The 21,257-nt window shown below is 36.5% G+C and carries 23 protein-coding genes; 22 read left to right on the top strand and 1 reads right to left on the bottom strand.

Features of this window, described 5'->3' with window-relative positions:
- The first annotated feature begins 174 nt into the window (after window positions 1-174).
- The 4 genes from QE109_RS10265 (at window position 175) to kce (ending at window position 5,292) form a co-directional block, all read left to right on the top strand.
- The gene (locus QE109_RS10265) at window positions 175-2,085 is read left to right on the top strand and encodes an S-layer homology domain-containing protein (RefSeq protein ID WP_281094384.1); all 1,911 of its coding nucleotides are present in this window, start codon (window positions 175-177) and stop codon (window positions 2,083-2,085) included.
- Between the two features lie 259 nt (window positions 2,086-2,344).
- Window positions 2,345-3,955, top strand: a complete 1,611-nt coding sequence (locus QE109_RS10270; RefSeq protein WP_281094385.1) for a CTP synthase — start codon at window positions 2,345-2,347, stop codon at window positions 3,953-3,955.
- A gap of 124 nt (window positions 3,956-4,079) precedes the next feature.
- On the top strand, window positions 4,080-4,466 hold the full coding sequence (gene kal, locus QE109_RS10275) for a 3-aminobutyryl-CoA ammonia lyase (protein ID WP_281094386.1): 387 nt from the start codon (window positions 4,080-4,082) through the stop codon (window positions 4,464-4,466).
- Window positions 4,467-4,479: 13 nt separating this feature from the next.
- Window positions 4,480-5,292, top strand: coding sequence for a 3-keto-5-aminohexanoate cleavage enzyme (gene kce / locus QE109_RS10280; RefSeq protein WP_281094387.1), 813 nt, complete (start codon window positions 4,480-4,482; stop codon window positions 5,290-5,292).
- A 157-nt stretch (window positions 5,293-5,449) separates the two neighbouring features.
- On the opposite strand, the gene QE109_RS10285 is transcribed toward kce, so the two are convergent.
- Window positions 5,450-7,336, bottom strand: a complete 1,887-nt coding sequence (locus QE109_RS10285; protein WP_281094388.1) for a stalk domain-containing protein — start codon at window positions 7,334-7,336, stop codon at window positions 5,450-5,452.
- Window positions 7,337-7,589: 253 nt separating this feature from the next.
- Between QE109_RS10285 and rho the strand changes: the two genes are divergently transcribed.
- The 18 genes from rho to QE109_RS10375 all read left to right on the top strand — a co-directional run bounded on the left by rho (window position 7,590) and on the right by QE109_RS10375 (window position 21,248).
- Window positions 7,590-9,098: a transcription termination factor Rho gene (gene rho / locus QE109_RS10290; RefSeq protein ID WP_281094389.1), complete on the top strand. Its 1,509-nt coding sequence runs from the start codon at window positions 7,590-7,592 to the stop codon at window positions 9,096-9,098.
- Between the two features lie 110 nt (window positions 9,099-9,208).
- Window positions 9,209-9,409, top strand: a complete 201-nt coding sequence (gene rpmE / locus QE109_RS10295; RefSeq protein WP_281094390.1) for a 50S ribosomal protein L31 — start codon at window positions 9,209-9,211, stop codon at window positions 9,407-9,409.
- A gap of 61 nt (window positions 9,410-9,470) precedes the next feature.
- Window positions 9,471-10,067, top strand: coding sequence for a thymidine kinase (locus tag QE109_RS10300; protein ID WP_281094391.1), 597 nt, complete (start codon window positions 9,471-9,473; stop codon window positions 10,065-10,067).
- Window positions 10,064-11,008 (top strand): DUF1385 domain-containing protein, encoded by a 945-nt coding sequence (locus QE109_RS10305; RefSeq protein WP_281094392.1) that lies wholly within the window; start codon window positions 10,064-10,066, stop codon window positions 11,006-11,008. Before QE109_RS10300 ends, QE109_RS10305 begins: the two co-directional genes overlap by 4 nt.
- Window positions 11,009-11,013: 5 nt before the next feature.
- Window positions 11,014-11,862 (top strand): peptide chain release factor N(5)-glutamine methyltransferase, encoded by an 849-nt coding sequence (prmC, locus tag QE109_RS10310; RefSeq protein ID WP_281094393.1) that lies wholly within the window; start codon window positions 11,014-11,016, stop codon window positions 11,860-11,862.
- Window positions 11,863-11,880: 18 nt separating this feature from the next.
- The gene (gene prfA, locus QE109_RS10315; protein WP_281094394.1) at window positions 11,881-12,951 is read left to right on the top strand and encodes a peptide chain release factor 1; all 1,071 of its coding nucleotides are present in this window, start codon (window positions 11,881-11,883) and stop codon (window positions 12,949-12,951) included.
- A gap of 154 nt (window positions 12,952-13,105) precedes the next feature.
- Complete coding sequence (locus QE109_RS10320; protein WP_281094395.1) at window positions 13,106-14,209, top strand: L-threonylcarbamoyladenylate synthase; 1,104 nt, start codon at window positions 13,106-13,108, stop codon at window positions 14,207-14,209.
- Window positions 14,210-14,276: 67 nt separating this feature from the next.
- A complete protein-coding gene (gene rpiB, locus QE109_RS10325) occupies window positions 14,277-14,723 on the top strand; it encodes a ribose 5-phosphate isomerase B (protein WP_281094396.1) in 447 nt (148 codons plus the stop codon).
- Window positions 14,724-14,733: 10 nt separating this feature from the next.
- Window positions 14,734-15,363: a uracil phosphoribosyltransferase gene (upp, locus tag QE109_RS10330; RefSeq protein WP_281094397.1), complete on the top strand. Its 630-nt coding sequence runs from the start codon at window positions 14,734-14,736 to the stop codon at window positions 15,361-15,363.
- A 13-nt stretch (window positions 15,364-15,376) separates the two neighbouring features.
- On the top strand, window positions 15,377-16,402 hold the full coding sequence (locus QE109_RS10335; RefSeq protein ID WP_281094398.1) for an MraY family glycosyltransferase: 1,026 nt from the start codon (window positions 15,377-15,379) through the stop codon (window positions 16,400-16,402).
- A gap of 81 nt (window positions 16,403-16,483) precedes the next feature.
- Window positions 16,484-17,605 carry a non-hydrolyzing UDP-N-acetylglucosamine 2-epimerase gene (gene wecB, locus QE109_RS10340; protein ID WP_281094400.1) on the top strand — a complete coding sequence of 374 codons (1,122 nt, stop codon included), beginning with the start codon at window positions 16,484-16,486 and terminating at the stop codon, window positions 17,603-17,605.
- An 82-nt stretch (window positions 17,606-17,687) separates the two neighbouring features.
- The gene (locus QE109_RS10345) at window positions 17,688-17,999 is read left to right on the top strand and encodes an AtpZ/AtpI family protein (protein WP_281094401.1); all 312 of its coding nucleotides are present in this window, start codon (window positions 17,688-17,690) and stop codon (window positions 17,997-17,999) included.
- 116 nt (window positions 18,000-18,115) lie between these two features.
- The gene (locus QE109_RS10350) at window positions 18,116-18,535 is read left to right on the top strand and encodes an ATP synthase subunit I (RefSeq protein WP_281094402.1); all 420 of its coding nucleotides are present in this window, start codon (window positions 18,116-18,118) and stop codon (window positions 18,533-18,535) included.
- Window positions 18,516-19,244: a F0F1 ATP synthase subunit A gene (atpB, locus tag QE109_RS10355; RefSeq protein ID WP_281094403.1), complete on the top strand. Its 729-nt coding sequence runs from the start codon at window positions 18,516-18,518 to the stop codon at window positions 19,242-19,244. Before QE109_RS10350 ends, atpB begins: the two co-directional genes overlap by 20 nt.
- A 24-nt stretch (window positions 19,245-19,268) precedes the next feature.
- Entirely contained in the window at window positions 19,269-19,820 is a 552-nt protein-coding gene (gene atpE / locus QE109_RS17755) for an ATP synthase F0 subunit C (protein WP_281094404.1), read from the top strand.
- Between the two features lie 67 nt (window positions 19,821-19,887).
- Entirely contained in the window at window positions 19,888-20,157 is a 270-nt protein-coding gene (gene atpE, locus QE109_RS10365; RefSeq protein ID WP_281094405.1) for an ATP synthase F0 subunit C, read from the top strand.
- A gap of 27 nt (window positions 20,158-20,184) precedes the next feature.
- The gene (atpF, locus tag QE109_RS10370; protein ID WP_281094406.1) at window positions 20,185-20,718 is read left to right on the top strand and encodes a F0F1 ATP synthase subunit B; all 534 of its coding nucleotides are present in this window, start codon (window positions 20,185-20,187) and stop codon (window positions 20,716-20,718) included.
- Window positions 20,706-21,248, top strand: coding sequence for a F0F1 ATP synthase subunit delta (locus tag QE109_RS10375; RefSeq protein ID WP_281094407.1), 543 nt, complete (start codon window positions 20,706-20,708; stop codon window positions 21,246-21,248). The genes atpF and QE109_RS10375 overlap by 13 nt, the downstream gene beginning before the upstream one ends.
- Window positions 21,249-21,257: the final 9 nt, after the last annotated feature.

A 21,257-nucleotide genomic window follows, 5' to 3' on the forward strand; every position in this document is an offset into this window, starting at 1 on the left:
TGAGCATTATTCTTATTTTATCATAAAAACACATGGTAATTATACTTGATTTAAGCCGTAGTAAAATAAATTTAATAAAGGAAAAAAGAAAGTGCATGTTATAATGTCAATAGAATATAATTGAAAGCAGTGTTTCTACATAGGAACCTTGAATTAACGAAGTGGAGGTAAGAGATGCATAATAAAAATAAAAGCCTAATAAGCAAAGCAATGGTGCTGCTACTCACCATAATTATAATTGGAAATGGTAGTATAGCAATGGCAGTAAGTGATGTACCTTCAAGTTTTTGGGCAAATACGCAAGTAAATTCAGTAGTTGACCAAGATCTTATGCCGCTATATACAGGTGATAACTTTAAACCGGATTCAATTGTCACAAATCTTGAAGTTGTAACAGCAATCTATAAAACCGTTAAAGCAGCTGGTTTATTAGATAATGTACAGATGGGAACAATCACAACAAAATATGAAGCAGATCTTAAAACGATTGGGATTCCTCAAATGCTGGCGCCGTATGACTCGGACGTTTATCCGGCACTAGCATACGCCCTTGAATATAATATATTGACACTTGATGAAGTTAAAGTATTTGTGAGTGGGTCTACACTAACAAATGTTAAGAAAGTAAATGCTGCGGTATTGATTTCAAAAGCACTAAATGTTTACAAGCAAGAGAACTTAAACAAAATAATCTTGTTGAGTTATAAAGATTCTGCGGAAATTTCGCTTAGTGCAATTAAATATGTTAATTTTCTAATAGAACAAGGCATTATTTCTAATAAGGGTGACAATGAAGGTAAATTTAATCCTAATAGCACAATCAATAGAACTTTACTTGCCATTATGATTGACGGGCTTAGCAAAGAACTTACTGAGGGCAGTGTAACTCAACCATCAACAGAAACTTCAACTGAAGATGAAACTGAAGATGGCTCAGGTGATTCTGGAACTGTAGTCTTTGAAACTGAAAAAATAGTAAAAGGTACAGTTAAAACAGTTAATGATGGAGATTTTTCTGTAACAGTTACTACAACTGCTGGAAGAGATGAAACTTATATACTAGATGAAGCTCAAGTTGCAGTTTTGGGTACGCTTGGTTCTTTTAACAATATTACACTAGGTGTAAATATCGTATTAACTGTTAAAAATGGCGTTGTTACAAAAGCGGAGTTAGATAAGAAGTTGCTCACAATAGAAGGTAATGTCGTTCAATTAACAGATTATATTGGGGTTTCACAAAATAGACGTTCACTTAAAGTTGCAGTAAGTGATAAATCCAACGAGTTTAGAAGTGTATATGACGATACCATTGTAACTATAAATGGTTTGCCATCTAAAGCAACAGATTTATCACCTGGTGATAAAGTCATTGTATTATATGAAGGCTTTGATGCTAAAAGGATTATCGCATACTCAGAAAACTATGAGTTCTATGGCATACTTGATAATAACTTAGAGACTAAAACAGGTAGTGATGTTGTGATTACGATGGAGTCTGGCAATGTATTTAAAGGATCAACAAAGACTATCGTTAATTATGTGGGTAGTAATGCAAGTTATAAAAAAGGTGACATTGTAAAGGCAACACTTAAATTTGGAGAAATCGTTAAACTAGAGTGGATCGGTCAAGCGAAAACTGTAGTTGGTAAAATTTCAGGCATAAATATTAAGAAAAACTCTGAACTCACGCTGACGCTGACTACTGGAAAAGATGAAACTTATGGTTTTGCAACAAAAGCGAAATTGTTAAACGAAACAGGAGACAATAACATCACAATCTATGATTTGCGATTGGATCAAGAGGTTACAATTGATATAGGTATCGGTGGAATCACTAAAATGCAGTTGGGTAGAAAAATAATTGCTGAGCCAACTGCGATAAAAGCGACTATATCACAAGTTGTAGATTCGTCAAATGTTTTACTTGTTACAGATGAGAATAACCGCCAACGCACAATAACTTTCCCTGTAGGAAGTATTTATAAAGCAACGAACTTCAAAGCTGGAATGGTTGTTTTTATAGAAGGAAAAGCAATAGCTGACACTATATTTGAAGTGATAAAAATTACCGTTCAATCAGAGTAATTTTCTGTTGACTTATCAAAAGAGAGTCTATATACTATGTAAGTATTGTTAATTGAATCGGTATAGTGACACCCGTAGGGGTGGCTACTTGAACCTATGGAACAAGAGTGATTAGTCATCCTGTTGGGGACTTTCTCACTCTTTTTTTTTAGGTATAGAGCGAAAACCTGAGGTGTTTGTGTTTGTATCTATTTGCATGAAACTACCACATAAAATACTGACAGGGAAGATTATAGTGTATAGGCGAAAGGAGCTTTCAATGAGTACTAAGTATATTTTTGTAACTGGCGGTGTTGTTTCTTCACTAGGTAAAGGAATTACAGCTGCATCGCTTGGACAGTTGTTAAAGGCAAGAGGATTAAAAGTTACAATTCAAAAGTTTGACCCATATATCAATGTTGATCCTGGAACGATGAGTCCTTATCAACATGGTGAAGTTTTTGTGACTGACGATGGTGCAGAAACGGATCTGGATCTTGGTCATTATGAGCGTTTTATTGATATAAACCTCTCCAAAAACAGCAATGTGACTACAGGTAAAATATACTGGTCAGTTCTTACGAAAGAACGTCGAGGTGATTATTTAGGAGCGACTATTCAAGTTATTCCTCATATCACTAATGAAATTAAAGATAGGTTGATGCGTTCTGCAAAGGAAACAAATGCAGATGTAGTAATCACTGAAATAGGTGGAACGGTTGGAGATATAGAATCTTTACCTTTTTTAGAGGCAATTAGACAAATGAAGTATGATGTTGGTGCAGAAAACGTGATGTATATTCATCTTACTTTATTACCATACCTTGCAAAAGCTGGAGAGATTAAAACTAAACCAACACAGCACTCAGTTAAAGAACTTAGAGAAATCGGTATACAACCTGACCTCATAGTTTGTAGAACAGAAAAAGAAATATCTCAAGATATGAAAGAAAAGATTGCACTTTTCTGTAGTGTTGGGCCTAAAAATGTAATCCAAAACCTTGATGCAGATTCGCTCTACTCAGTACCGCTTACACTTGAAGAAGAAGGACTTGCAGATAAAGTTTGTGATTTCTTCAAAATTGAAAATATAAAACCAGATTTATCAGAGTGGATTAATATCGTTAATATTGAGAAAAACCTTAAACAGTCTGTAAAAATTGCACTTGTAGGTAAATATGTTGAACTTAGAGATGCATATCTATCAGTAGCAGAAGCACTTAAACATGCAGGGCTTGCAAATGAAGTTGCAGTTGATATCGACTGGGTACATTCTGAAAATCTCGATGAAGAAAATGTTGCTGAAGTATTAAAAGATTGTGATGGGATCTTAGTGCCAGGTGGATTTGGATTTAGAGGTGTAGAAGGTAAGATTATCGCAACTGAGTATGCAAGAAAAAACAACATCCCGTTTTTCGGTGTTTGTCTTGGTATGCAGATGGCAGTGGTAGAATTTGCGAGAAATATTCTAGGATATAAAGAAGCTCATAGTGCTGAACTTAACGGACTAACACCTACACCTGTAATAGATTTGATGCCTGAGCAACATGATATTGAAGATATGGGTGGCACAATGCGACTTGGTCTTTATCCATGTAAATTAAAACAAGGTACACTTGCATATGCAGCATATGGTGAAGAACTCATATACGAAAGACATAGACATAGATATGAATTCAATAACACTTACCGTGAAGAATTTTTATCAAATGGATTTATTTTAAGTGGTTTGTCTCCAGATGAAAGACTTGTTGAAATTATTGAAGTGCCTAATCATCCTTGGTTTTTAGCAGTTCAGTTCCATCCAGAGTTTAAATCAAGACCAACACATGCACATCCACTATTTAGAGATTTTATCAAAGCATCAAAAGAAAATAGACTTAAAAAATAACAGATGAATAAGAGGCAGGCAATTGTTTTAATAGGTTTTTGTAATAACCTAAGGAGACAGTTGACCTGCCTCTTTTACTCAACTACAATAGAGATGAGGGAAACTATTTTAGGAGGGATATAAAATGTCAGAAAAAGCTATGATTAGAATGCGTATGAGTATGCATGATGCACACTACGGTGGCAATTTAGTGGATGGCGCAAAAATGCTCAATCTTTTTGGTGATGTTGCAACAGAACTGCTTATTCGCCAGGATGGTGATGAGGGGTTATTTGCAGCATATGAAAAAGTTGAATTTTTAGCACCTGTTTATGCTGGTGATTACATCGAAGCAGTGGGCGAGATTACGCATGTTGGCAATTCATCTAGAAAAATGGTTTTTGAAGCTAGAAAAGTTATTATTCCAAGACCAGAGATCAATGAATCTGCATGTGATGTTTTGGATGAACCTGTAGTGGTTTGTAGAGCGGTTGGAACATGCGTTGTTCCAAAAGATAAACAGAGAAAGTAAGGCGGAGGACATTATGGAAAAGTTGATTATTACTGCTGCCCTAACAGGTGCAGAAGTGACGAGAGCACAACAACCTAATCTACCTCTTACGCCTGAAGAAATCGCAGTTGATGCCCTCGCTTGTTATGAGGCAGGTGCTTCTATTGTTCATATCCATGCAAGGGACACAGAGGGAAATCCAACACAAGATGCACAAGTATATAAAGAGATAAAAGATAAAATTGCAGAAAAATGTAATATCATTTTTCAACCGTCAACCGGTGGTGCAGTATGGCATACGCCTGAACAAAGACTTCAACCAGTAGATTTAGCACCAGAAATGGCGACGCTTAGTTGTGGTACTTGCAACTTTGGCGCAGATGTATTTATGAATTCAGAAGAATATATGGAGAAATTTGCAAAGAAGATGATGGAAGTTGGTGTAAAGCCTGAAATAGAAGTGTTTGAGCGAGGCATGATTGAAAATGCAAAGACGCTCGTGAAAAAAGGACTACTAAAAACACCACTTCATGTAGATTTTGTGCTTGGAGTACCAGGTGCATGTCCAGGGACACCAGAAGACTTAATGTATATGGTAAGGCAACTACCGGAGGATTGGACATGGACAGTTGCTGGTATTGGTAGATCTGAACTTCCGCTTGCTGTGATGGCAATTATACTCGGTGGTCATGTAAGGGTAGGTTTCGAGGATAATGTGTATTATGGTAAGGGAAGACTTGCAAAATCAAATGCAGAGTTAGTTGAGCGTATCGTGAGGATTGCTAAAGAGATGGGCCGTGAAATAGCGACTCCAGACGAAGCTAGAGCGATTTTAGGTCTTAAATAGAACCTAAATAAAAGCTTAATAGCGCCTTAATACTTTGATTGACTGAAATTGTGCGTATGATGAGGTTAAAATATAAAATCCAAGCCGTAAAGTATCTTTTACAGCTTGGATTTTTAATTTTTGATCGGATTAAAGAAACTATATGAGCGCATTAATGTTAAAAAGGTAAAAATTCAACAGTGCTGAAAAGTTCGTAATAAGCACTTCTATTGAGATTGAAAAATGAAGTAGTACCATCTCCTTGTTTAATATCATCAACAATAGAAGAAATATACCATTTGCCATTGATATAAGTTTCTACCCAATAACTTATGCCTTCTTCAGAGATACCTCTTGAAATCCTCGCAGGAATATCAACGGATCTTAATAAGCTTGTATAGAGGATACAGAGTTCTATAGCGTTGGCATTTTTAAGTTCTGTTAATTCCACTGCATTATATAAACCTTCTGGATTGACGGTTTCGCTTAGAGCATAATGCGTCGCAATAAAGGTGTAGAGTGCTTTTGATTTTGTATATTGATTGGTTAAATTATAGGTTAAACTATTCGAGATATTATAGATTGTGGTGTTATCGTAATTAACGTACTCAGACGGCAATAGATATTTAATCTCATCACTAGAAGTGTTGAGCACACTAAATTTCATAACAGTCTTATTGGCATCTAAGTCAAAGTTCATCATAATAGCTTTAGCGACCATTTCTTCTAAAGAAGGTAGCGAAGGTAACGGTGTATCTGGATCTTGTATTTCTGGATCTTGAGTATCGGCTTGCTCTTCTTCATCATTTTCAGTAGGGATAGCAGCGTTTTCATCTATTATATTTTCCGTAGTATCATCAGCTATTACCGTTATATTGTGCTTACCTAGCCCAAATGGTGTATAGATTTTTGTGGCGAATTCACCGTCTGTAATAGGAACGTAGTATTCAGTTTCATTGTCATCTTTTGATACGATAATGTGAAAACCTTTTATGTTTTGATCTATATCAATTGTACCGTTAAAGCTAAACATGTTTTGGATAGGCATATTGGAATAAATTTCGGATTTCAAGCGCATGTTAAGGTCGTAAAAGATTGGCAGTTCTGTATAATGTTCTAAATTTTCGTTGATGGACAATTTTGTAATTGCAAAAGTACTTGCAATTGAATCTAAAATTTCTATGCTTTCTGTTTGATTGTTGGAGCTTGGATATGACCCCATCAATACATAACCATTATTTTGTTCGAAAAAAATGTAGACGGCATATTGTGTGGTTACGCCTTCATCTGTAATGTCGTAATGAAGTACATCAGCGATATATTCCCCCATTTTATAAGTGCTATTTGTTGAAATGTGAACATTTTCATCATATTGAAAACGCAAATCAGAAAGTATAGATTCAGTGAGTATCGCTCTAGAATATTGCTTTGTCAAAGGGTATATTCGTGCTTCCAAATGATAGGTTTCAAAAGGATCTTCAACGCCATAACTTTGGGATGTTTCTTCAAGTTTGTTCCAATATTCTGGAACGTAGAAGCTAATTCCCCAATTGGCAAGGTTTATTCTCTTGAAATGACGTAGGCCGATCTGTTGATACTCAAGCAAATTTTCTCTATAATCTATAGAAAGTGTGTTGGTTTCTATACTAGTAGAATAATTCATCTCTAGTGTTTTTGCAGCAAAAGAAGCTGGTATGAAAAGTTCGCCTTTATAGATCATTGCGCTGACACTCATGTTTTTTGGTTTTCCGTTGACATATGCAACTTGAGAATTTGGAACGAATTTAACAAAGATGTTGTCTCGATAACTGACCACTTCGCCAGTTTTTTCAAACCAAAAGACTTGAGTTCCCAATTTTTCGCAAAGTCCCCTTGCGCTAACCATAATCTCTCCGTTTAAAATAAAAGGGTTAATTTCAAAATTAATCGTTTGCTCAGCAAGAAATATCGTTCCTGTCTCTAGAGGTTCTCCCATAGATGGAGAAGCAAAGGAGAGCGCCGAAACGGAAAAGAAAGTGATACATAAAAATATTATGAGAAGTAGAGTTTTTTTATAAATCATCATTTTATCCACCATTTGATTCAAAATTGAAAGTGTGTTAGTATGAAGCAGTAAAGCGTACTTTCATCTATAATGAATATATCATAAAATGATCGATTTTGATTTACATTTCTATAACAATTACACATAATATCTCGTCTGATTTTATATGACTATCCCAATAATTAAATGAATTAATTACATTAAAATAAAATACACTTGAATTTGAGTGTTTATTTGCTATGAAAATGCAAATAGTACTGATTCGGAGGAAAAAATGGAAATAAGAACCTTGCAACAAAAAAAAGTTGCTGATCTAAGAGAAATCGCAAAGGTCATGGGATTTGAAGGCATCTCAAAATTAAAGAAAGATGAATTAATTGACTTGATCATCAATGGAAATTCTTCGATATCAAATGAAAGTGACCCTGCCCAAGAGATCCCTTTTGTATATGACGACGATGATTTTGACGATGAAGAAGAAAGTCAAGATGATGAAGAAGATGAAAATGACGATGAGAGCGATGATATAGAATCAGATGCTATTGACAAAGGCACTTCAGGTGGTGGCGTAGATGGTGGTTCAGAGAACCCTGAAACAGTTAATACTGTTTTAAATGATAATATATCTGAAAAAACAGGATCAGAGCGAGAGAACACAAGACGTAAAAATGAGCAAGCGGTACAAGAAGTTGAAGGCGTGCTAGAGATAATGGAACAAGGTTATGGCTTTTTAAGATTTGAAAATTTTTTGTCGAGTGAACAAGATGTTTATGTTTCGAACTCACAGATTAGAAAGTTTTCAATGAGAACTGGAGATAAAATTCTTGGTTCAACAAGAGCACCAAATGCTGGTGAACGTTTTAAAGCCTTATTATTTGTAAAATCGATTAATGGAATGAGACCACAGTCAGGAGTAAGACGGCCTAGGTTTGATGATTTAACACCACTTTATCCTAACGAGCGATTTAGGCTCACGGGGGATCATAAAGACCATGCTATGCGTATTATAGATATTGTGTCACCAATAGGCAAAGGTCAAAGAGGGTTAATAGTAGCACCACCTAAATCGGGAAAGACGATCCTACTTCAGAAGATTGCTAAATCTATTTCAAAAAATTATCCTGATGTAGAACTGATTGTTTTGCTTATCGATGAAAGACCTGAAGAAGTAACGGATATGAAACGTTCTATTGATGCAGATGTTATCTATAGTACTTTTGATGAATTACCATCTCATCATGTAAAAGTTGCTGAGATGGTGCTCCATAGAGCAAAAGCTTTGGTCGAACAGCGGAAAGATGTTGTGATATTACTAGACAGTATCACACGTCTTGCAAGGGCATACAATTTGGTGATGCCTTCAAGTGGGAAAACACTGTCTGGTGGTCTAGATCCTAGTGCGCTGCATAGACCGAAACGTTTTTTTGGAGCTGCTAGAAATGTGCAAGAGGGTGGTTCGTTGACTATACTTGCTACAGCACTTGTTGAAACGGGTTCTAGGATGGATGATGTTATCTTTGAGGAGTTTAAGGGAACTGGAAATATGGAGCTCTTACTTGATCGAAAATTATCTGAAAAAAGAATATTTCCTTCAATAGATATTCGAAAATCAGGTACAAGAAGAGAAGAATTAATATTAAATTCTGAAGAGCTTGAAGCTATATGGAAAATCAGACGTAACCTAGATAGATACAATAACAGCGAGATCATTGAAAAATTTATAGACACACTTCTTTCGACGAAAGATAATGAAACTTTTTTCAAAATCATCAACAAGGATTAAAATATTACTGAATTGTCATTGAAGTTTTAGAATATATGTGTTACAATGATAAGGCTTGAAATTTGATTATCGTAAATTGATATAAATTAATAAGGAGAGAGGTGAACACCATGAAACAATCAATTCATCCAGATTACAAACAAATCGATGTACATTGCGCATGTGGCAATAACTTTAAGACTGGATCAACAAAGGACGAAATTAGAATTGAAATTTGTTCAGAATGTCATCCGTTTTTCACTGGAACTGCTAAGTCAGTTGAACGTGGCGGTAGAGCTGAGAAATTCAAGGAAAAATATAATCTTAAATAAGTTGCTTGTAATTAGGTTAGGATGGGGTAATCCTAGCCTTTTTTGTTTTTAGGAGAAGAGAATGTCAAAGTTATATTTCAGATACGGCGCTATGAATTGTGGAAAATCAACAGCATTGATGCAAGTGATGCATAACTATGAAGAACGCGGGATGCAAGCTATGATTATAAAGCCTTTTACAGATACTAAAGGCGGAGATCAAGTGGTATCTAGACTTGGAATCGCGAAAAAAGTAGACCTTCTAATTAAACCTGAAGAAAACGTAATTGAAGCAGTTAATATATGGAAACAAGCGCATGGAAGCATTCAATGCATATTAGTAGATGAAGTTCAATTCTTAAAGTCAGACCAAATTGATCAACTTTTTGAAATAGCAGTAACGGGTCATATCCCAGTGATTTGTTATGGACTTAGAACTGATTTTTCTATGAAAGGCTTTGAAGGTTCACAGAGGCTGTTACTCTTAGCACATAGCTTAGAGGAACTTAAAACAATATGTCGTTGTGGTAGAAAAGCGATACTCAATGGACGTAAAATTAATGGAGAATTTGTATTTGAGGGCGAACAAGTAGCTATTGATGGCGAAAACCAAGTCGAATATGAATCGCTTTGTGCCAATTGTTACTTTGAGTACAAAGAAATGAAGGTGAGAAAATGAGTGAATATAAACCGGTAAAACCTAATTCTATTGGTGGTCAAGCGCTGATCGAAGGCGTAATGATGCGTGGAAAGGACAAAATTTCCATAGCAGTAAGAAAACCAGATGGTGAAATTGAAGTTAAAATAGATGAGATTAAAAAAGGTAAAAATAACGGGTTTTTAAAATTGCCAATCATTAGAGGGGTTGTTGCACTGATTTCTTCAATGATCGTAGGTGTAAAAGCACTTACTTATTCAGCTGAATTTTTCGTAGAGGGTGATGAAGAAGCAGAAAAAGGCAAGTTTGAAACATGGCTTTATAGCAAGTTTGGTAAAAAAGCAGATGATATTATATTGGCTTTTTCAATTTTGTTTGCTTTTGTTTTTGCGATGTTATTATTTGGTGCTGTTCCAACTGCAATTGTAAGCTTTCTTCGAAAAGTAATTGAGAGCAATATGCTTTTAAGTGCAATTGAAGGAATAATGAAAATAGTTATTTTTGTCGTTTATATATTGGTGATTTCTCAAATGAAAGATATCAAAAGAGTGTTTCAGTACCATGGTGCTGAGCATAAAACGATTCATTGCTACGAAAGTGGCAAAGATGTTACTGTAGAAAATGCAAGAGGATTTTCTACGCTTCATCCAAGATGTGGTACGAGTTTTATCTTCTTTGTGCTTATGATCAGTATTATCATCTTTACATTTATCAGTTGGGAAAATGTGGTGACACGTTTACTTACTAAGTTGATTTTGTTTCCAATCGTGGCGGGCTTATCTTTTGAGATGATTCGGTTAGCAGGTAGATCAAATCATCCAATTGTTCGTGCGTTAAGTTATCCTGGGTTGATGATGCAAAAAATCACTACCAATGAACCTGACGATAAGCAACTTGAAGTTGCAATTGTTGCTTTCAAAAGCGTTTTAGATGAGTCCGATCCGGATTCTGCTTGCTTTTAGATATTATGATGACTTTATATGGCAAGCAGAAAGAAATTGAAAATAAACTTAATACTGTAACAAATGCATGGTTATATGAAGCCAAAACTATATTATGCCATGTGTTAGAGATGGAACCAATTGAGCTTGTTTTATCTAAAAACAAGATGCTTTCAAATGATGAAGTTGAGAAAATCGATGCAATGATTAAAGGTAGGCTGCAAAGAATTCCGCTTCAATATCTCACTAAGAATCAAGGTTTTTATGGTTTGGATTTTTATGTGGATGAACATGTTTTAATCCCAAGACCGGAGACTGAGGTTTTGGTTGAGAAAGTGCTTAAATACGCAAAGACTCTAAATAGCAAAGAAGAATTAACTATACTTGATATTGGCGTTGGCAGTGGGGCTATATCTATAGCAATTGCCAAACGTTTAGATAAAGGGCATGTAACGGGCATAGACATCTCTGAACAAGCGCTTAATGTTGCAGTGGTAAATGCCAAAACACATGGCGTTGAAGATAAAGTGACTTTTTTCAAAAGTGATCTTTTTGAAAATGTAACGAAGTGTTATGATATTATCGTTTCTAATCCACCCTATATTCCGGTACCAGATTTATCGACACTTGAACCGGAAGTAGCTGATCATGAACCCCATCTTGCACTGTTTGGTGGAGAAGATGGCTTGGATTTTTATCGAAGACTTATTCCAGAAGCAGTAGTTTTTTTAAATGAAAGTGGTATACTTTTTTTAGAAGCAGGTCATGATCAATTTGAAGCAATAGAAAAATTATTTGAAATATCGGGCTTTAAAGAGGTTAATCATTTTGAAGATTTAAATGGTATTCCTCGATTTATATATGGTAAAAGGTAACTAATGGAGGTTGTTAACATGTTTGACAAGTTAGAGTTTATAGAGGAAAAATATGAGGAACTTGGCTTAAAACTTTCTGATCCTGAAGTCATCAATGATCAAAAGTTGTGGCAAAGATTGATGAAAGAGCACTCTGAACTTTCAAGTATCGTGATGAAGTACAGAGAGTATAAAGAAGTTAAACAAGGGATTGCAGAAGCGCGTGAAATGATCGAAGAAGGCGACGACGATATAAAAGAACTTGCAAAGTTGGAACTCTCTGAGCTTGAGGGCAAAGTAGATGATCTTGAGATGGAAGTTAAAAAGCTGTTATTACCTAAAGATCCAAATGATGAAAGAGATGTAATACTAGAAGTGCGTGCAGGTGCTGGTGGCGATGAAGCTGGTTTGTTTGCATCAGAGCTTTTAAGATTATACATTAGATATGCTGAGCGTAAGAGATGGAAGGTAGAACTTTTAAATACCAACGAAACAGGTGTTGGTGGTATAAAAGAAGCATCAGTTCTAATCAAAGGAAATGGCGCTTATTCTAAACTAAAATACGAGAGTGGCACACATCGTGTTCAGAGGATTCCTCAAACTGAGTCAGGTGGAAGGATACACACATCTACTGCAACTGTAGCTGTACTTCCTGAAGTTGATGATGTAGAAGTAGACATTAAGCAAAATGATCTTAGAATTGATGTTTTTAGATCATCTGGTAATGGTGGACAGTCTGTAAATACAACTGACTCTGCTGTAAGAATTACACATCTTCCTTCTGGATTAGTGGTAAGTTGTCAAGATGGTAAATCGCAACTCTCCAATAAAGAAAAAGCAATGCAAGTTTTGAAAGCTAGACTTTATGAACTTGAGCTTAATAAGCAAAATGAAGAAATCGCTGAGCAAAGAAGAAGTCAAGTTGGTACTGGAGATAGAAGTGCAAAAATCAGAACCTATAACTTCCCACAAGCAAGAATTACAGATCATAGAATCCCTATAACAATCTACAAATTAGACAGTTATATGCAAGGTGAAATTGATGAGATGATCGACGAACTTAATACATTCTTCCAAACAGAGGCGCTAAAAGCTTTAGAGGAAGTGTAAAATCAGTTAAAATTTTAGGCTCAGTTAAAGCATAGTTGCTTTATCAGGGCTTTTATTTTGTGAATTTTTAATTAAAGGATGATTTATATGCACCAATGCGATATATTAAGGAAGAACAGTTTATACATTTTGTGAATAAGATGGTGGTGAATAGATGAAAGAGACATTAATTGTAACTATAAATGGAAGTGAAACAAATGAAGAACTAAACAAGTTGTTAATAAAACCTTCTGAGATTCTTGCTTCAGGTGGAACTGTAGCATTTCCCACGGAAACGGTTTATGGGTTAGGGGCAAGTGCATTATCAGAAGAAGCGGTGAATAGCATCTATATGGCCAAAGGAAGACCATCGGATAATCCTCTAATTGTTCATATTGCAAATGTTGAATCTCTGAATCTTCTGGTAAGTGAAGTTAAACCTTATGCCAAGTTACTGATGGCTGCACTTTGGCCAGGGCCAATTACTTTTATTTTCTCAAAAAAACCAGAAATCAGTTCAAAAGTATGCGGCGGCCTCGACACTATAGCAGTAAGGATGCCTGCACATAAAGTTGCGCTTGAACTTATAAGGATGTCAAAAAAACCGATAGCGGCACCATCGGCAAACTTGTCTGGAAAACCGAGCCCTACATCGGGACGTGCCGTAATCGATGATATGAGTGGTAGAGTTGACTGTATTATAGTAGGCGAAAATTCTGAAGTTGGACTTGAATCTACTGTACTTGATGTTACTGGAGATATACCTATGATCTTGAGGCCAGGAAAAGTAACAAGAGAACGAATTGTTGAACTTGTGGGGGCATGCGAGATGGACGTAGCAATTAGTGGAGATAAAATAGATGATTCTGGGGTTGCAAAATCACCAGGTATGAAATATAAGCATTATGCACCAGAAGCTGATATGGAAGTTTTTGTAGGCAGTTCTTCAGATATTGTGAGGTCACTTTATGAAAAGACAAGAAATATATTAGATGATCCCAAAACAAAAGTTGGCATAATGACTTTTCTTGAAGAAGCCATGGTGATAGACAATATGCTTCGTGGACACGATTGTTTAAATGGCCGATATGAGTGGATTGATGTAGGTTCTTCAAAAGAGCAAACAGATTATGCTGGAAAGTTATTTGAAAATCTAAGGACTTTTGATGCTTTAGGTTGTACGCATATACTTGCACGTGGTGTTGATGAAATAGGGCTCGGTGTAGCTATTATGAATAGGCTAAAAAAAGCCTCTGATGGGAAAGTAACGAGAATTTAATTTGCTTTTTAAGGACATTAATTTTATAATGTACTAGGAATTTTAACATTAGAAAAGGAGGTTGCAAATGAGAGTTGCGGTTGGCTCAGACCATGGCGGATTTAATCTAAGACTTGTCATTAAGGCACATTTGATTGAGAGGGGCTATGAGGTTGTAGATTTTGGCGTTGAATGCAAAGAATCCTGTGATTATCCGGATTATGCACTCAAGGTTGCCAGTGCGATCACATCGGGAGATTGTGAGCTTGGCGTTTTAGTATGTGGGACAGGGCTTGGCATTTCCATAGCAGCCAACAAAGTAAGGGGAATAATCGCTGCTCCTGTAAGCGATACGTTTAGTGCTGAAATGGCTAGAAAGCATAATAATGCTAACATTATTGCGCTTGGAGAGCGCGTGGTGGGAGAAGGATTGGCACTTAAAATAATTGACTCTTTTTTTGATGCATCATTTGAAGGTGGAAGACACGAAGGTCGAGTTGACAAAATTAGAGCGATTGAATTAAATAACTTATAAGGGGTGCAATATGAGTAAAGTATTTGAAATGAACCATCCATTAATCCAACATAAACTTAGTTTAATTAGAGATAAAAACACGGGTTCAAAAGAATTTAGAGAATTAGTTAAAGAAGTTTCTATGCTTTTAGCGTTTGAAGTTACAAGAGATTTATCACTTGAAGACGTAGAGATTGAGACACCAATTTGTAAAATGACGACGAAGATGCTTTCAGGTAGAAAACTTGGAATTATCCCTATTTTAAGAGCAGGTCTTGGTATGGTTGATGGCTTTTTAAACCTTCTTCCTGCTGCAAAAGTTGGTCACATTGGTTTATATAGAGATCCTGAAACGCTTAAGCCAGTAGAGTATTACTGTAAATTACCAACAGATATCAATGAAAGAGATTTAATTGTTGTTGATCCGATGCTCGCAACAGGTGGATCGGCAAGTGCTGCTATCGAGTTCCTTAAAGACAGAGGCGCAACGAGTATCAAACTCGTGTGTTTGATTGGTTGTCCTGAGGGAATCGCTGCAGTTCAAGATGCACATCCAGATGTAAATATCTACATCGCAAAAATTGACGAGAAATTAAATGATCATGCATATATCGTTCCAGGACTAGGGGACGCAGGAGACCGTTTATTCGGTACGAAATAATAGAGGTGTATTAATGTATATTCCAGCAATCATCGCAGGCTTAATCAGTTTTATCATGACGCCTTTTGTTATCAAGATGGCACATAAACTTGGAGCAGTTGACGTCCCAAAGGACGACCGAAGGATGCATAAAAAGCCTATGCCACTATGGGGTGGCGTCGCTATTTTTACCGGTTTTTTTGTGAGCATGTTTTTATTTTCGAATATTGCCACGACGAAGCTTATCGGTTTGTTTATTGCATCGTGTGTTGTTTTGGTGACGGGTATGATAGATGATATAAAACCATTAGGTGCTAAGAGCAAGCTGTTAATGCAAATTATCGCTGCATTTATCTTAGTTAAGTCGGGATTTGAGATTAACTTCTTTACAAACTTCTTTGGGAAAACGGATTTTATTTTTCTAGCGAATTTTGCTGTTCCGATTTCGATCATCTGGATTGTAGGTGTGACCAACACGGTAAATCTTATAGATGGATTAGATGGCCTAGCAGCAGGTATTTCTGCGATTGCTGCTGTTACATTAAGTTATATTGCAATTTTAAATCACCAATATGATGCCGCAATGATTACTTTGATTTTAGCGGGGAGTTCAATTGGATTCCTACCTTATAATTTTAACCCTGCAAAGATCTTTATGGGGGATGCAGGGGCTCTGTTCCTTGGACTGGTACTTGCTGCTATTTCCATTGACGGTGCTTTAAAAAGTGCCACCGCGATTACGGTAGTCGTTCCCATATTGGCACTTGGCGTTCCTATTTTTGATACTGCATTTGCTATTTTAAGAAGACTGATTAACAAAAGACCAATTATGGAAGCAGATAAAGGACATCTACATCACCGTCTGATGTCAATTGGACTTGGTCAGAAAAAAGCAGTACTTTCTATGTATTTAATCAGTGCTTTATTAGGTGCTGGTGCAATAGCGCTACTCAAACAGAGCTGGTTACATGCGATTATTCTTTTAGGGCTTGCAGCGGTTGTGGTTTTTATACCGATCAATCGATCGCTTTTGATGCAAAAAAAGAATGATTTGGAGTAAATGAAGGCGAATAGGCGGGTAGTAATAGAGTAATCAAAAGCCTTCGACATGTTCGAGGGCTTTTTAAATAGGAGGAATATTATGAAAGTTATGACTTTGTTTGGAACAAGACCTGAGGCTATTAAAATGGCGCCACTTGTAAAAGCACTTGAAATGGACCCTGAAATAGAATCTGTGGTATGCGTTACTGCACAGCATAGAGAAATGCTCGATCAAGTCTTGGAACTTTTTGAAATAAAACCAAATTATGATCTCAATATTATGAAGTCTGGTCAGTCGTTAAGTGAAATAACGTCGAGAGTTTTACTAGGTGTTGAAGAAGTAATTAAGAAAGAAATGCCCGATATAGTTTTAGTTCATGGGGATACATCCACAACTTTATCCGGTGCCATGGCTGCTTTTTATCAACAAATTCCAGTAGGACACGTAGAAGCTGGACTTAGGAGTGGCAACAAGTATAGCCCATATCCAGAGGAAGTAAATAGGCTTTTAACTTCAAGACTTGCAGAAATTCATTTTGCTGCAACGCAAGGAAATGTTGATAATTTGCTGAAAGAGGGTATTAATGCACAGACAATTGTTAAAACGGGCAATACAGTTATTGATGCACTTAAAAGTGTAATTGATGATGCGTATGTTTTTGAAGATGAGCGTTTGAACCAAATTGACTATGATCATAAAAAAGTAGTACTATTAACGGCTCATAGACGAGAAAATCTTGGCAAACCGATGGAGAATATCTTTGGTGCAATTAGGAAACTAGTTGAAGATTTTGAAGAGGTTGTCTTGATATTCCCGTGGCATTTAAACCCTGCGGTTAGGCACGTTGCCCAAAAATACTTGGGTGGACATGAACGTATACTTTTAATTGAACCCCTTGAGTATGAAGCTTTTGCTAATTTACAGGGAAAATCGTACCTAATTATGACGGATTCTGGTGGCATCCAAGAAGAAGCCCCATCTTTAGGTAAACCTGTCGTTGTGCTTAGAACTGAAACTGAAAGACCGGAAGCAGTAGCTGCTGGAACCGTTGCTGTTGCAGGTGTAGAGTTTGAAGATGTTTATGATGTGACCCAAACTTTGATTTCTGATCCGAATGCGTATGCTAAGATGGCAGGTGCTGTAAACCCTTATGGCGATGGATATGCTTGTGAGCGAATTGTATCTGCACTTAAAGTTTGGAAAAAAAGTAAAGAGAATTAACAAAGTGTTTAGCCCCTATGTTAAAATGTGATATAATTAGTGGTATTGTTTTAATATAATCAATTGGATGAGGAGTAGGAATATGTCAGGTTGGAATAAATCCAGTAAAAGCATATTACAGAACTTAGCTTTAATCTCACAAGTAGGCATTATGATGCTTGTGCCGATTTTTGGCGGTGTTTTGTTAGGTGCATTTTTGGATCGTTTCTTTAAAACTGGAGGCATATTCCTTATTATTTTTGTGCTTGTTGGTGTTGGCACTTCTTTTAGAAATTTATATATGTTATCTATCAGACAGACAAGAGATTATACTGACAGTGAAAAACCATCCACTTATGTGAATAATTATGAGAAGAAGCTTAAAGAAGAGAAGCGCGACAAAGCGCATAAATAAACAACAAAATGACTGAAAATTCATAATAGTGTAAACAAAAAGAGGAATTATCAAAATCTTTTTTAAGTGGTATAATTATGAACATGAGTAGTTAGGATGAAAGACAAGGTGAATTTATGAACGCTTTAAAGCAAACAAAATGGATGGTCATTAAGTGGCTAGTGATATTGAATCTAGTATTTGTGGGACTTGGTTTTTTGTTTTTAAAAGAACCAGTAGCATTTGCACTTGGTCTGGTTTTTGGTTCTGCAATAAGCGGACTTAATTTTTTCGAACTTGCGAACACGCTGAATCGTGCTGTGAGCATGCCACCTGATAAGGCACAAGGTTTTACAACTGTAAAATATTTTATTAGATATATAGTGACAGCAGTGGTGATATATGTCTCCATTGTCGCACCTTATATAAATGTGTTGGGTACAATCTTAGGCCTTGTAATCATCAAGATTGTCATTTTAGGGAGTAATTTGCTAAGTGACAAGAACTATTTCAGAAATATTTTTAGAAGAAAGGAGGATGAATCTAGTGGGCAGTGAAGGTTTTGGACCACGTATCGTTTTTACGCTACGGGATTTACCGTTTGTTGGTGACATACCAGTTTCAGAGACAGTGACAGTGACTTGGATGATCATATTCGTGCTTTTAGTTTTTTCAATTGTTGCAACACGCAATATGAAAAGGGAAGCAAAAGGACTTCAACTTGTCGTTGAACAAATAGTATCTGTCGTCAATAACCTCACGAAGCAAAACATGGGTGAAAGAAACTACATGTGGGCACCATTTGTTGGAACACTTTTATTTTTTATCGGGATTTCCAACATCATTGGTTTATTAGGGTTTAGACCCCCAACTGGGGACCTCAACACAACCATGTGTTTGTCCATCACAACTTTTGTGTTGACACAGTTTTTTGGTGTTAAAAGCAAAGGACTTGGTGGGTATGGGAAAGGATTTCTTCAACCAATGCCTTTTTTATTACCGCTTAACATCATCGGTGAGCTAGCAAATCCAGTTTCTCTTGGTTTCCGTCTTTTTGGAAATATCACTGCTGGTATTATCATTATGTCGCTTCTTTATGGCGCACTTGGTAGTTTAACTGATTCGTTATTCGGATTGGCAGTTCCATTATTTCAAGTGGGGGTTCCTGCAGTTTTCCATATCTATTTTGATATGTTTGCGGGACTATTACAATCGTTTATTTTTACAATGTTAACAATGGTATTTATTTCAGGCGCAATGGAATAAGATACAACTTAGAGGGGTGAACTCATGGAAAGTAGCAATTTTATAGTAGATTTTCTAAATTGGCTAATGAGTTTTGAACCTAAGGCAATTGTTCTTGCGGCCTCTGCAATCGGTGCTGGTTTTGCTATGATTGCAGGAATCGGTCCTGGGATTGGACAAGGTTATGCAGCTGGTAAAGGTGCAGAAGCGGTGTCTAGAAATCCCAAAGCTCTTCGCGAAACAACTATGGTTATGCTCTTAGGTGCTGCTGTTGCAGAAACCTCTGGTATATTGGCACTTGTTGTTGCACTGATTATGTTGTTTGGTAATCCACTTGTTAATCTCGATGGAAATGCCTTTATAATCATGGCTTCTGCAATGGGTGCAGGTCTTGCAATGATCGCAGGTATAGGACCTGGTATCGGTCAAGGTTATGCTGCTGGTAAAGGTACAGAAGCAACTGGAAAGAGACCAAAGATGCAATCGCAAATAGTTAGAACAATGCTTGTTGGTCAAGCTGTTGCACAAACAACGGGTATATATGCACTTGTAATTGCACTTGTGTTATTATTTGCAAACCCGTTATTGAATTTATAGCTAATTAGGATTTTCAAAGTTTAGTAAATGAATTTATGATTATTCAATATCAAGGAGGAACATATTTATGGAAACTTTAATTACAGGAAAAGCTCTTATTCTTGCTTGTTCAGCAATTGGTGCAGGTCTTGCGATGATCGCAGGTATAGGACCTGGTATTGGTCAAGGTTTTGCTGCTGGTAAAGGTGCTGAAGCAGTTGGTAGACAACCAGAATCACAAGGCGATATCGTTAGAACTATGCTACTTGGTGCTGCTGTTGCAGAAACAACTGGTATCTACGGTCTAGTTATCGCGTTAATCTTATTATTTGCTAATCCACTAGTAAACATGCTCTAATTATAAGAATCAAATGGGAGGTATTTCATGAGTATAGATATGGTAACCTCAAGTCTTAGATTTGGACTTGTGGAGCTAAACTGGACCTTTGTATTCCAGCTGATCAATACACTCATCCTATTCTTGATTCTCAAAAAATTCCTTTTTGTCCCAGTTACAACTTTTATGAAAAAACGTGAAGACGAAATCAAAGATCAAATCCAGGCAGCTAAAGACCTAGATGAGGATGCGCAAAAGCTTAAAGCTCAGTATGAGTTGAAACTAACTCATGCCGATGAAGAAGGCAAAGAAATTATCAAAAAATATACGCATCGCGCTGAAAACAGAGCTTTTGAAATCGTAAAAACAGCTGAGGCAGAAGTGGATACTATGAAGCTCAATGCACATAGAGAGCTTGAGAGAGAGAGAGTTAAAGCGGTAAATGAGTTGAAGGGTCAGATTTCTGAGCTTACGATACTAGCAGCTTCAAAAGTGGTTGAAAAAGACCTAAATGAAGCAGATCACAAGGAACTTATCAACAAGTTCATCAGTGAAGTAGGTGAGACGCAATGGCAGAATTAGTAAGCAAAACCTATTCAGAGGCAATTTTTGAAATTGCACTTGAGGATGGACGCTTAGAGGCTATTCAAAATGAATTTGAATTCGTCGTTGCCACATTAAAGGAATATCCAGAGTTCTACGAAATTTTAAAAACACCAAAAATCAATGGTACTGAGAAAAAAGTAGTTTTAGTTGAAACTTTTGGTGAGCACGTATCACAAACACTGCTCAATTTCTTGAAAATTATCATCGACAAGAAAAGAGGAACTGACATACTGGATATTAAGGTAGACTTTGATGCACGCGTTGACGAATATAACGGCGTTGCCAAAGCAACGGTGGAATCGGTGGTTCCACTTTCAGAAGAACAGCTTAAAACGTTAAATCATAATCTCACAAAGTTAACTGGCAAAGAAGTTGTCATTAGCACCATGATTAATCCAGAACTCTTAGGAGGCCTTGTGATTAAATTGGGAGATAAAGTTATAGATGGATCGGTTAAATTTAAGCTTGAAGGTATGCTCGAAGGTTTAGCTCAAATAATTATTTAAGTAGGAGTG

This window comes from Fusibacter bizertensis (genome assembly GCF_029914245.1).
GTDB lineage: Bacteria > Bacillota > Clostridia > Peptostreptococcales > Acidaminobacteraceae > Fusibacter_C > Fusibacter_C bizertensis.

What these genes read in the sequence shown, in the direction of transcription:
- rpiB (WP_281094396.1), top strand. Translation starts at nt 14,277, where the DNA reads ATGAGAGTTGCGGTTGGCTCAGACCATGGCGGATTTAATCTAAGACTT.
- QE109_RS10375 (WP_281094407.1), top strand. Translation starts at nt 20,706, where the DNA reads ATGGCAGAATTAGTAAGCAAAACCTATTCAGAGGCAATTTTTGAAATT.
- prfA (WP_281094394.1), top strand. Translation starts at nt 11,881, where the DNA reads ATGTTTGACAAGTTAGAGTTTATAGAGGAAAAATATGAGGAACTTGGC.
- wecB (WP_281094400.1), top strand. Translation starts at nt 16,484, where the DNA reads ATGAAAGTTATGACTTTGTTTGGAACAAGACCTGAGGCTATTAAAATG.
- rho (WP_281094389.1), top strand. Translation starts at nt 7,590, where the DNA reads ATGGAAATAAGAACCTTGCAACAAAAAAAAGTTGCTGATCTAAGAGAA.
- upp (WP_281094397.1), top strand. Translation starts at nt 14,734, where the DNA reads ATGAGTAAAGTATTTGAAATGAACCATCCATTAATCCAACATAAACTT.
- prmC (WP_281094393.1), top strand. Translation starts at nt 11,014, where the DNA reads ATGATGACTTTATATGGCAAGCAGAAAGAAATTGAAAATAAACTTAAT.
- atpE (WP_281094405.1), top strand. Translation starts at nt 19,888, where the DNA reads ATGGAAACTTTAATTACAGGAAAAGCTCTTATTCTTGCTTGTTCAGCA.
- QE109_RS10350 (WP_281094402.1), top strand. Translation starts at nt 18,116, where the DNA reads ATGAACGCTTTAAAGCAAACAAAATGGATGGTCATTAAGTGGCTAGTG.
- kce (WP_281094387.1), top strand. Translation starts at nt 4,480, where the DNA reads ATGGAAAAGTTGATTATTACTGCTGCCCTAACAGGTGCAGAAGTGACG.
- atpB (WP_281094403.1), top strand. Translation starts at nt 18,516, where the DNA reads ATGAATCTAGTGGGCAGTGAAGGTTTTGGACCACGTATCGTTTTTACG.
- QE109_RS10345 (WP_281094401.1), top strand. Translation starts at nt 17,688, where the DNA reads ATGTCAGGTTGGAATAAATCCAGTAAAAGCATATTACAGAACTTAGCT.
- QE109_RS10300 (WP_281094391.1), top strand. Translation starts at nt 9,471, where the DNA reads ATGTCAAAGTTATATTTCAGATACGGCGCTATGAATTGTGGAAAATCA.
- kal (WP_281094386.1), top strand. Translation starts at nt 4,080, where the DNA reads ATGTCAGAAAAAGCTATGATTAGAATGCGTATGAGTATGCATGATGCA.
- atpF (WP_281094406.1), top strand. Translation starts at nt 20,185, where the DNA reads ATGAGTATAGATATGGTAACCTCAAGTCTTAGATTTGGACTTGTGGAG.
- rpmE (WP_281094390.1), top strand. Translation starts at nt 9,209, where the DNA reads ATGAAACAATCAATTCATCCAGATTACAAACAAATCGATGTACATTGC.
- atpE (WP_281094404.1), top strand. Translation starts at nt 19,269, where the DNA reads ATGGAAAGTAGCAATTTTATAGTAGATTTTCTAAATTGGCTAATGAGT.
- QE109_RS10270 (WP_281094385.1), top strand. Translation starts at nt 2,345, where the DNA reads ATGAGTACTAAGTATATTTTTGTAACTGGCGGTGTTGTTTCTTCACTA.
- QE109_RS10305 (WP_281094392.1), top strand. Translation starts at nt 10,064, where the DNA reads ATGAGTGAATATAAACCGGTAAAACCTAATTCTATTGGTGGTCAAGCG.
- QE109_RS10320 (WP_281094395.1), top strand. Translation starts at nt 13,106, where the DNA reads ATGAAAGAGACATTAATTGTAACTATAAATGGAAGTGAAACAAATGAA.
- QE109_RS10335 (WP_281094398.1), top strand. Translation starts at nt 15,377, where the DNA reads ATGTATATTCCAGCAATCATCGCAGGCTTAATCAGTTTTATCATGACG.
- QE109_RS10265 (WP_281094384.1), top strand. Translation starts at nt 175, where the DNA reads ATGCATAATAAAAATAAAAGCCTAATAAGCAAAGCAATGGTGCTGCTA.
- QE109_RS10285 (WP_281094388.1), bottom strand. Translation starts at nt 7,336, where the DNA reads ATGATGATTTATAAAAAAACTCTACTTCTCATAATATTTTTATGTATC.